The sequence below is a fragment of the Thalassospira sp. UBA1131 genome (assembly GCF_002311515.1).
In the GTDB taxonomy this organism is placed as follows: domain Bacteria; phylum Pseudomonadota; class Alphaproteobacteria; order Rhodospirillales; family Thalassospiraceae; genus Thalassospira.
Genome location: NZ_DCAO01000029.1, coordinates 12060 through 15182, shown reverse-complemented (window position 1 = coordinate 15182; position 3123 = coordinate 12060). Strand labels below are relative to the sequence as shown.

At 57.1% G+C, this 3123-nt stretch carries 3 protein-coding genes and 1 riboswitch; all 3 genes read right to left on the bottom strand.

From position 1 onward, the window contains the following. Positions 1-94: 94 nt before the first annotated feature. A complete protein-coding gene (locus B3Z49_RS04235) occupies positions 95-907 on the bottom strand; it encodes an ABC transporter permease (RefSeq protein WP_296988445.1) in 813 nt (270 codons plus the stop codon). Then, the gene (locus B3Z49_RS04230) at positions 904-1689 is read right to left on the bottom strand and encodes an ABC transporter ATP-binding protein (RefSeq protein WP_296988444.1); all 786 of its coding nucleotides are present in this window, start codon (positions 1687-1689) and stop codon (positions 904-906) included. Before B3Z49_RS04230 ends, B3Z49_RS04235 begins: the two co-directional genes overlap by 4 nt. Continuing rightward, positions 1680-1791: riboswitch (TPP riboswitch) on the bottom strand. (Overlaps the previous gene by 10 nt.) A gap of 424 nt (positions 1792-2215) precedes the next feature. Next, the coding region (locus B3Z49_RS04220) for a CoA transferase (protein WP_296988442.1) at positions 2216-3123 on the bottom strand (908 nt) is incomplete at its 5' end.

Below are 3123 nucleotides of genomic sequence, written 5' to 3'. Positions count from 1 at the left end.
ATTTAAGGCGTGACATGGATGAACCTCCGTAAGATGCGCCAAATAAATAGTATGAGGATTTAAATCGCTGCCAAACAGGCAGGCGTGTGGTGTTTTACCGAACCGGTTTCAGGCTGTCGGGTTGCCATGGCAGGGCCGCGCGCAGCACGCGATCGACAATGAAATATTGCGTGATCGAAAACGCACACAGGATCAGAAGACAGGCAAAAACCATATCGATCTGAACCCGCGCATTGGCATGCAGCATCAGATAACCCAGCCCATGACTGGACCCGACCCATTCGCCAATCACCGCCCCTATCGGGGCAACTGCGGTGGCAACACGAAAGCCCGATGCAAAGGCGGGCAGGGCGGCGGGCAATCGGATATGGGTCAAAAGCCGCCAACGACTGGCTCCCATGGTGCGCGCCAGATCGAGCCAGCCGGTTTCAGTCCGTGACAGGCCGTCAAAGAACGCAACCGTGACCGGGAAGAAAATGATCAGGGCCGCCATGGCGATCTTCGATGCCAAGCCAAAGCCAAGCCAGAGAACCAAAAGCGGCGCCAATGCAAAGAACGGAATGGCCTGCGAAACCAAAAGGATCGGCATCAGCCAGAAACGCACCGGTGAAAACAGCGCCATCGGAATGGCGGCCAGCGTGCCAAGGGCGGCACCGGCAAACAGGCCGATCACGGTTTCGGCAATGGTGTATTTCGCATGATCAAGCAGGACGGCATGACGCGCGATCAGCGTGTGCCAGACATCTGCGGGCGGTGGCAGCATGTATTTTGGCGCGCCGGTAACAATCACCAGCATCTGCCAGGTGGCAATCAGCGCAATGATAATAATCAGCGGCCGCGCAAGGATCAGCCAGCGGTGCTCCGACAGTGCCTTTTTATTTGTATGAGTATTGTTTTGCGTGCTCATGCCGCGCCCTCCGACCGCTCGGCACCGAGTTGGCCAAGCAGTTCGGCCTGCTGCGCCAGAATTTCGGGATTGGCAATGTTGCGCGGGCTTTGGCCCTTGGGCGTGATGGCGTCTTGCAATTGTGCCGGGCTGCCGGTCAGGACATGCACCCGATCGCCAAGGCGCAATGCCTCAAGCGGGTCGTGGGTGACAAGCAACACCGTCTTGCCGCGAAGCACCCGTGCGGCCAGTTCCTGCAAACGCAGGCGGTTGAGCGGATCAAGGGCGGAAAACGGTTCGTCCATCAAAACGACCGGGCGATCTTCCATCAAAGTGCGGGCAAGGGCCGCGCGCTGTTTCATGCCACCAGACAGTTCAGCCGGGCGCAGGTCTGCCGCATCACGCAATCCGACTTCGGTCAGTAAATGTGAGGCTTTCTCATAATCGGGTTTTTCGTGGCGTAAAACGGCACCGAGTACGACATTTTCGAGAACACTGCGCCATGGCAAGAGCAGGTCCTGCTGCGCCATATAGGCGACCCGACCGTCAAGCGCGATCTTGTCCGAACAGGTGATGGTACCGCTAACATCGCCTTCGACGAGGCCTGCGAAATAGCGCAAAAGTGTGCTTTTGCCGACACCACTTGGACCGAGCAGGCAGGTAAAGCTGCCCGCCTGTAAGGTCAGGTCGAGATCATGGAAAATATCGACGCCGTTGAAAGCCACGCGGGCCGCACGGAGCGCAATATCAAATCTGGTTGGATTGTCTTGCGCCATCTGGGGCGCGTGTTCTGTGCTGCGCATTCGATCCTTCCTACGCCGGTCTTAACCGGTTCAGGTTCAAAGGGTCGTTCGGCAACACCGAACCTCTCAGCCGATTTACGATCGGCCCCCCCGGAGATCAGGGGACTATGCGCAGACAAATCGCTGCCGTCAAGTTTTGTAACAGTTCTTGGACTTGATCCTGATCACAGCTTACCAGTGCGCAGCATGACGATGCAGCTTTCCTGCCGGATGATGCCAGTAATGTGGTGTTCCTGCGATACTGACCGGAAAGGCGATGCGCCGGGCGGGACCCAAGTCTGTGTCTTCCACCTGTGGGGCAATATCGGCATCTGTTTCCGCGGCGATCATGCCAATGCAATCAGGCGCATGGCAGGCTGGATCGCGCATCTTTTTGAACAGCGCAAAAGTGGCAAGATCATTCGGCCAAGTGCCAGCGTGTCCTGATGTGATCCGAGTTGCGCAGCATAAGTTACATCTGACCCTTGCGTTATTTGTACGGGGTCGAAGCCTCAACCGCCCTGCAATTTGATCTTCGGGCGTCGGGTTAGGGGCGGGCAACCACCTGTTTGATCCAGCCAGCGATCTTGTCAAACGTGCCGGGGGTATAGGCATACCGGCCAAGGGCGACATAAAGCATCTGGCGGGATGTCGGCATTTCACTGCTGAGCTGGTAATTGAACAAATTGCTTCTAAGCAGCCCGTGCGTGGCATCGGGGATGACAACCACCTCATTTGCAGCATCTCGCCCGATCAGGATATCGCGATAGATAGCAGCATCGGATTTTGCATCCACATTCAGATCATCATGCCCCCACATGGCAAGTGTCGGTGTTTCAAGCTGTGCCAGGTCTGCTTTTGCGTCAGATGTGATGTTGCGTTTTACAAATCCGAACCGGTCCGATGCCATCGGTGACGGATCACTGGTGTTTGCAAGGTAGGTTTCGTAACTTGCATCGGGCGCAAAGATCACGGTGTCGCGGACGTGGTTGCGTTCAATTTGACGNNCAATCAGCGCCGGGTTAATCGCGCGCAGCGTTTTGGCGTCATACCCCAGTTCGGCCAGGGCATCAGGGCGATAGCCATGCAGCAATATGTCAGCACCGCTAATCAGGTCTTCAAACAGCTTTCGGTCTTCCCGGTCCCGCAGATCAAGCCCCGCACAGCGTTTGCCAAGTGTGACTTCGGGAATGGCCGCACCTTCGTCCCAGCCCGGCGGATCGATGCGCAACACATCGGCACCATACGCTGCCAGAAAACGCCCGGCGACGGGGCCGGCCAAGATACGGGTCAGATCAAGAACGCGGATGCCACGTAGCGGGCGGGCCGAGTCAATTGACGCGGGGGTGACATTGGTGTTTGCGTGGTGGTCCCAGCAGATCAGTGGATCGGTGGCAATGGATATTCCTTGCGGATGTTTCTGCCATTCCTCAAGGCTGTGCATGGTTGCGGCAC

What these genes read in the sequence shown, in the direction of transcription:
- B3Z49_RS04235 (WP_296988445.1), bottom strand. Translation starts at nt 907, where the DNA reads ATGAGCACGCAAAACAATACTCATACAAATAAAAAGGCACTGTCGGAG.
- B3Z49_RS04230 (WP_296988444.1), bottom strand. Translation starts at nt 1,689, where the DNA reads ATGCGCAGCACAGAACACGCGCCCCAGATGGCGCAAGACAATCCAACC.